This window comes from Cognatishimia sp. (assembly GCF_049116455.1).
Lineage (GTDB): Bacteria > Pseudomonadota > Alphaproteobacteria > Rhodobacterales > Rhodobacteraceae > Cognatishimia.
In genome coordinates, this window is record NZ_JAGDYW010000006.1 from 97,209 (window position 1) to 103,884 (window position 6,676).

Annotated in this window: 6 protein-coding genes and 2 pseudogenes; 3 read left to right on the top strand and 5 right to left on the bottom strand. The window is 51.8% G+C overall.

The window, feature by feature from the left end:
* Positions 1–127 precede the first annotated feature (127 nt).
* The 5 genes and pseudogenes from JXQ85_RS15860 to JXQ85_RS15880 all read right to left on the bottom strand — a co-directional run bounded on the left by JXQ85_RS15860 (position 128) and on the right by JXQ85_RS15880 (position 4,943).
* Positions 128–715, bottom strand: coding sequence for an AAA family ATPase (locus JXQ85_RS15860; protein ID WP_421749948.1), 588 nt, complete (start codon positions 713–715; stop codon positions 128–130).
* Positions 661–1,443, bottom strand: a pseudogene (locus tag JXQ85_RS15865) (hypothetical protein); the annotation flags it as partial. The pseudogene JXQ85_RS15865 and the gene JXQ85_RS15860, both read right to left, overlap by 55 nt.
* Positions 1,444–1,501: 58 nt before the next feature.
* A complete protein-coding gene (locus JXQ85_RS15870; protein WP_421749942.1) occupies positions 1,502–1,711 on the bottom strand; it encodes a hypothetical protein in 210 nt (69 codons plus the stop codon).
* A gap of 392 nt (positions 1,712–2,103) precedes the next feature.
* Positions 2,104–4,587 carry a DUF927 domain-containing protein gene (locus JXQ85_RS15875; protein ID WP_421749943.1) on the bottom strand — a complete coding sequence of 828 codons (2,484 nt, stop codon included), beginning with the start codon at positions 4,585–4,587 and terminating at the stop codon, positions 2,104–2,106.
* Positions 4,584–4,943 (bottom strand): CHC2 zinc finger domain-containing protein, encoded by a 360-nt coding sequence (locus JXQ85_RS15880; RefSeq protein ID WP_421749944.1) that lies wholly within the window; start codon positions 4,941–4,943, stop codon positions 4,584–4,586. Before JXQ85_RS15880 ends, JXQ85_RS15875 begins: the two co-directional genes overlap by 4 nt.
* A gap of 773 nt (positions 4,944–5,716) precedes the next feature.
* Between JXQ85_RS15880 and JXQ85_RS15885 the strand changes: the two genes are divergently transcribed.
* The 3 genes and pseudogenes from JXQ85_RS15885 to JXQ85_RS15895 form a co-directional block, all read left to right on the top strand.
* Positions 5,717–5,815 carry a helix-turn-helix domain-containing protein gene (locus tag JXQ85_RS15885; RefSeq protein ID WP_421749945.1) on the top strand — a complete coding sequence of 33 codons (99 nt, stop codon included), beginning with the start codon at positions 5,717–5,719 and terminating at the stop codon, positions 5,813–5,815.
* A gap of 45 nt (positions 5,816–5,860) precedes the next feature.
* Positions 5,861–6,007, top strand: a pseudogene (locus JXQ85_RS15890) (integrase core domain-containing protein); the annotation flags it as partial.
* A 226-nt stretch (positions 6,008–6,233) separates the two neighbouring features.
* Positions 6,234–6,676 (top strand): Bug family tripartite tricarboxylate transporter substrate binding protein (locus JXQ85_RS15895; protein ID WP_421749946.1); only part of this gene is annotated, 443 nt, incomplete at its 3' end.

Consider the following 6,676-nt stretch of genomic DNA (forward strand, 5'->3'; position numbering starts at 1 on the left):
TGCACCGCAGCGTTCGAATTATCGGGCGAAGGTCCGCTTTCGGCCGAAATTCATTTTACGCGTTTTCTCGATATTGATTAGCATAATATTGATTATCGGATAATCTTTATTCGCTCTCATTGACTCCCTATTGCAACATTGGTTGAGGTCCAGATTGCAACCGTTGAGTGGCGCGAGCAAGCGCTCGCAATGAAAAATTAGGGTTGCCCCAATCATTTGCGATTAGCCGACGCAAATAATCCCGCAGTAGTTGGTCATCTGGGCACAGTGCGTCTAGGGCCAGGAGATATTGCTCCTCAGTCAACGAAGAAACATGGATTAACTCGAGCCGCGACAAGAATGGCTGCGACAAGCCGCTCAGCTTATTGGCGGTTAAGATCCAATTGATCCGGGACATGTTGCAGACCAACTGGCTTGCAGGGCAATTGAACTCCTGAGCGGAGTGCGGGTCCAATAATGGTAGCAAAGCGTTGACCAGGCTTGTCGAAGTTCCGCTTGATGAAGTGGCGCCCCCAACGGCCTTGTCGATCTCATTGATAACGATGATTGGATTTGCACATTGCTGTTCGGCGATAAACCTAAGGGGCTCGCCAATGCGCGCGGAACTCCAGCCGCTCTCAACACCCGCGATCCTGAACCGGCACTGCCGGCAGATCCATCCATTTCCAGACTGGGCGTGCTTGATACTTCTGCAATCAATCTTGCGAGCATGGATTTGCCCGTCCCTCCGGGGCCGTGCAAAAGAATTGGAGGAAGGCGCAGCCCCTCGCCGTGATAAGCTTTCATCAAAGACCAGATTTTCGTCAATGGTTGGTCCATCCAGGGCGCACGTGCAAAAACCGTAGCAACCAGTTCGTCGACGCTGTGCGTGCCCTGTGGGCCAAGGAGAGGGAGAGGACCGTCCCCGCGCTCAAGCAAATCGGCCCACTCGGATCTATCTCGCTTTGCATCTGTGTGTCTCAGCGCACTCGCTGGGACGTCGCGTTTAACATCTACAGTCAACTCGTCCCGTAAAACATCAAACTCTTGTTTGTTGAGACGCAGGTTGTCACGAAGCATGCTCAAAATGGCGCGCTCAGCTGCATTGCGGCCCAAGGCTTTGGTGTCGAACATGTCGGCTGCGCGGATATCGTCAAAGAGTTCGCTCAGCAGTCTTCCCAGATCTGACATCTGTTCATATCTGGCCTCGCCAAAATCCAATGTGATGTCCGGGCTGGTGGCATTTTGGTAGTTCACTGTCACCAAGTTTCTGAAGTCTAAACCTGCTTTCGCGAAGGCATCGATCACCGCTGTGATCTTGTCCCTAAGGGCTGCTTGAATGGCATCAGGCATCCGTTGCTCGACATGCCACTGGACGCTGCGGGGCAGTGTATAGACCGTGTGTTTTGGGAAATGGTTTTGTGCGCGATCGCGCGCGAAATTCTGAGATGATGTAGCAACCATGACTGCCCTTACTAGTGCCTCGTTTGACTGTGTTGTCCGGGAAGTAGGCTCGCTTTGATCACGTCAGTGATTGCAGCACCGTAAGTGACCAGGTCCGAGCGGTCTCAAAGAGTGATCCCGGAAACGAGATCTGCGCTAGGAGCGTGGCGGCTTGGGCCTTGAGTTCACCGTTCACAGCTTCAACGCTGGTTTGAAGGATGTCCCCTGCGAGCACATACATGTTTGCAGTGCTCAGAAGTAGCACAGTGGTTTTGGAGAAAAAGGTCATGACACGTCCCTACATCTAACGTGCTGGAGAGCCGACTTAGGCGGTTATTGGCGTCCAGCAGACAGTCTTGTTTTGGAGATTTCAGATCTCACACCGAATGCGGTCTCAACAGATCGTCGAGGGCGCAGCGCTTATATGCGTATGGTGTTGAGAGTCTTGATCATGATGCAATTGACCTAAGAACGCTTGGTTGGGGTTGCAAGAGTCGTACGTAAAAATCTCACGTTCTCAGGCAGAGATTTGCGCAATGACGATCGTTTAACAATCACTTATCTCTGGTTTGCGTTATTAAACGATCAGACATAACGGCTGTCCTAAAGTGACAGCAGTGCGCGCGCTTCTCGCCACGTGACGCAAAGAAGCGCCAAGATGATTGGCGGAGCTCAAAGGGCTCAGAGCAAGTCCGGCCGGGTCGCATAAACACGGGTGCCGTTTGGGTAGTCCGGTAGGCGTACTTTCTTTTTCGCGCGCCCATTTTCTCCCAGTATCAAGGCCCCGGCGTCTCGCGCGATATCTGCCATGAGTTCTGGCGAATGCGCGCCGCAGACCTCTTGGTCCCAAGCAAGAGGCAGAACGTAATAGGTCCAGGTGTCATCTTCGCCCAGCTCGCGATAACCACAGCGATCACGGATATCGAAATCGTCGGTGCGTTCCTTCTTGGTTTCGTTTGTTCTTTGAAGACGCTCAAATTTTGTCGGGCCATGCGCCTCGAAAAACCGCTTCAGATGACGCAGGGCCAATCGCTTTTCTTCAGACTCTCCACCGCCGCGCTGGCTTTTCCAGCCCTGGTAGCAGGACGTCACCCCAGCGATAATCTGGTTCGGAGAGGCCATCAAAACGCCAAAATCCGATGCCAGATGACCTGCCGCAGCCACCAGTGCGAACTGCTCCGCGACACGCTGCACCTGGGGATCATCATCATCCTCAATAAGAGTAAGCAGGATGTCATTCTTATATTTCCGAACACGGGTGAGGTTTGCGTCCAGTTTTTTGACAAGCTGCCGAAGAAAAACCCGTCCAGCGTGGCCATAGTGCTGCTGGGCGTGTGTCTTCACGTGGTTGACCCATTCGCGGGATGAAGAGTAGGGTTTGTAGTCTTCAAGCGATTGACCGGGAGTACACTCAATCGGAACATCGACCATGCGCACAGCCAGACCACCTGTCATCTGCGCCTTGCCACGCCCTTGCGTAACTTGCTGCGCAGCTGTTCTTTCGCCAGTTGATAATACGAGCGCTTTCCAACTTTGACGGGGTGCTGACGTTCCATCTACGTGAGCGCGGTTTTTGCCCTGCCCATTGGTCAACATGTAATAGAGTTCAGGCGCTAGCTCAGGCGACACAGCTGTGAGCTCGTCCAGGGGAAGAAACAGATCATTGTGATCTGAGATCAGTGCTTCTGCACCATTCTTTGTGGAATTCCAGTTTTGTACAAAACCATCTTTTCCGCCACCTCCCCAGACAGAACCCGCGAGAATAGCCATCGTGGTTTTGCCGCGTGAAGAAGGACCCCAAAGGTTAAATCCTCCCCCCGACATACCAAGTGGTTGCAAAAGCGGCGCGGCCAATGCTGCGCACAGCACAAAGATGGCACGGCTGTTTGGCGCTGCAAGGGTAGTTAATTCCCGCCATTCTTCAAAGGTCCCTGATTGCGTGAGCAAGTGAGACCGGCTGCCAAGATCCAGCCTGACATTCACTGGAATGCCAGATTCTGAGATGACCTCATCTGGTAGAGCGAAGGCTTTACCAACCCAGCCCGGAGAATTTGTCATCTCAATGACAGGGCCATTCTGCGCGTAGCCAATATACTCCATTAGAGCGAGACGGCCCTGCCGGTCATTAGGTACTGTAGCCCCTGCATCAGCCAGCAATGCGCGAAGCTCCTTCCCGTCGTCTGCCAAGAGTTTGGCTGGCACGAATACTTCGGTCCATTCGCCCAAACAATTGCGCACAGCGACCCAGAAGCCCCATCCAACTTTCTTGCCAGAAAGCCTCGTCCGCCCAAGGACCAAGATTGGGGAAGCGACAAAAATTGTGTTGGGCCTCCCGTTCTTGTCGACGCCTTCCTTAAGGAGGCCATTCAAGCTCAAATCAAAGTCTTCGTGGAACTCAGGTCTGATCTCGAATTCTTTTAGAACCTCTCGGACGAGTTCTTCCTTCGGATCGTTCGCTTCTGTCGAAGTAGACCCGGACATCTCTTTATCTTCCAAAAGCGCTTTGACCATCACTTTTTGGTAGTCATGTACGAGGCAGTCTGCTGCGTCGAACCCGGTATTCTGGGAGGCTCCCAACTGCTTCGCCAGTTCGCCCGTGTCAATAATCCGAACACTTTCAGCACCGATCCTTGTCAGCTGTTTTGACAGCTGCTGCGTGGCTTTGCGCCCCGCCTCATCATCATCTGGGAAGATAATGATCTCACGGCCAGCCAATGGCCTGAAGTCGGTTCTGGCGATGGCATTGCTGCCGCCACACCAGGTGACGGTAACATATTCCGGGAAACACTCCGCCATGATGACGGCGCATTTTTCGCCTTCAACAATCACAACTTTCTTGTGCGGGTTCTTGAGTGCCTCAGGCAGTCCAAAGAGGGGAATATTGTCCCCAGGACCCTTGATTACCCATTGCAGTGTTCGATCCGGCATCAACCAGAGTGTGTATGGCAAAAAGGCTTTGCCGCTTTCTGCCTGAAACCGGGTGATCAGGAAGGCAAGAGTCCCATCTGCGTTGTAGTAGGGATTAATGGCTTCTGGGGCGCTATTCTTCCACCGCATAGCTGGCTCCGGAAAATCGTCCGGAACGGAAGTCATGCGAACCGCCTTTGCAGGCACATCAGACCCTTTGATGGGGCGCTTGAGTTGTGGCGTGACCATATCGTTCATGTCCTCACTCCCAGCAGGTCTGCAAGTTCACGCGCGGCTTCAATCTGCTTGACGTTATGCAGGTAGGCATAAAACGAGATGATGTCTCCGCCTTTATCATCGGTGGCAAAATCCGCCCAAACACCGGTTCGAACATTGATGGAAAAGGAACCGATCTTTTTGTCGGCACGGGTCGGATTGAGCGCCATGAGATTGTTGCCGCTGCGCTTGGTTTTGCCGGGTAGCCAACGCGATGCGAGGCTCTCAATCTGACCGGCTGCTGCCGCTTTGACCTCTTCGAAAATATTAGAATTTGAAGAGCGAGTGAAATTGGGCTTGGACTTGGCCTGTGGCTTTCCAATATCAAGTGGGTGCATTTGGTGCATTCCTATCTTGTGTCGGCGATTGTGCCGGTCATTAAACTTGGAATAAAACCAGATGACTGCGCGGCGGATACCAGGTTCCACACTCATCTCCGCCGCGCACCATCGTTGGTCGTCTTCAACGCCCACTCTAAGAATGCCAGTGAATCGGAAATTTCTACGGCTGCGACGCGTTTCGATGTGGAAAACTTAGAAGGAGCATTCTAAACTTTTGAATTTAAACGAAACTATTGTTGAAGTTTTTTGAAGGTGGCTGCAAAACAACCGAAACGTTCCCTTGTTCCCAGAATAAATAACTGAATGCAAATTCGTGTGTTGCAGGAGGCCTGGCACGACAAAGGTTCAGACCTCATTCCCAGCGATTGGGAACTAGGGAACACGGGAACAAGATTGGCGTAACTAAAACTTTTGAATTTGGAACTGTTGAAATCTTGGTCTAATCCAAACCGGCTAGAGGTTGGTTTCTAAACCAAATGGATTCTTAATTGATAACAAGAACCCCTCGTGTTCAGTTAAAAGTCGGGTTCCAAGGGATTATTTCATAGACCTAAATCACGTCATCCAAATTTGTGACATTCAAACAGGTTTAAACAACTCCCGCTCTACAGGTTACGTTTTCGGGGCCACCACCAAAACGAATGATGGCGCGACCGTTTTTCGGACAACCGTCGCCTCGCCATAGCGGCCTTAAGCGGACTTTCATACAATTGACCTAGTGCTGGATGCGGCCAAAGCTATCTAACAAGCAACAGAAAGAACTCTGCCGTATGCATGGAGCCGGAGAGTATTCAATCAGCGATCTGGCCGGGGTGTTTTCGATGTCCAGACCAACTATCTACCGAACCCTTAACCGGCAACGGACCTAACTTTCGCTGAGGGCTGTCCGGGATATGATCATCACTTTCAGCGCCAAGACAGTATACATCGAACCAGGATCACCCTGGGAGAACGGATACTGCGAGAGCTTCAATGGGCGGATGCGGGATGAACTTCTCAATCGCGAGGCATTCTCCAGCCTGCGCGCAGCTCAAATCCTGATCGAAAAGTGGAGGAGACACTAGGACTCTGGAAGCCCCCCTGTGCAGTGAGCTGAATACATTCAAACACCAATGGCACTCTGAAACGCCACTGATGTCGATTTAATTATATAATTATTCACAAAGGCTTACGAAGTCTTTTGATAGATTCAATGGCTTTCAGAGTCTGTCGAAATTCGAGTGCCCTTGACAGACCCTACATTAATATATCACGATATATCTATCGACGGTAGGAGGAGACTTGTTGATGAAACACACTATATTTGCGGCGGCTATTGCTGCCCTGCTTCCAAGCTTTGCATTCGCCGCTGACTGGCCTGAACGCCCAGTCACAATCGTTGTTCCTGCAGGTGCAGGCGGCGGCACAGATGCAACCGCTCGTATGCTCGCTGATCGCCTGCGCGATAAGTTCGGCGTACCCTTTAATGTTGTGAACCAAGGTCAGGGTGGCGGTGTTGTTGGCATCAACAACATCAAGACGGCTGATCCTGACGGCTACACAATCGGCGTGATCTATAACTTTGCGCATTACGCCCCGATGGGTCAGGCGGATTTCAATGCTGCAGATTTCACAGCCATTGCGCAGTACAATTTTGACCCTGCGGGTTTCAACGTACGAGCAAACAGCGAATGGAAATCGATTGGAGATGCGCTTGATGCAATCAAGGCCACTCCGGGTGACTATTCCAT

What these genes read in the sequence shown, in the direction of transcription:
- JXQ85_RS15885 (WP_421749945.1), top strand. Translation starts at nt 5,717, where the DNA reads ATGCATGGAGCCGGAGAGTATTCAATCAGCGATCTGGCCGGGGTGTTT.
- JXQ85_RS15870 (WP_421749942.1), bottom strand. Translation starts at nt 1,711, where the DNA reads ATGACCTTTTTCTCCAAAACCACTGTGCTACTTCTGAGCACTGCAAAC.
- JXQ85_RS15875 (WP_421749943.1), bottom strand. Translation starts at nt 4,587, where the DNA reads ATGAACGATATGGTCACGCCACAACTCAAGCGCCCCATCAAAGGGTCT.
- JXQ85_RS15880 (WP_421749944.1), bottom strand. Translation starts at nt 4,943, where the DNA reads ATGCACCCACTTGATATTGGAAAGCCACAGGCCAAGTCCAAGCCCAAT.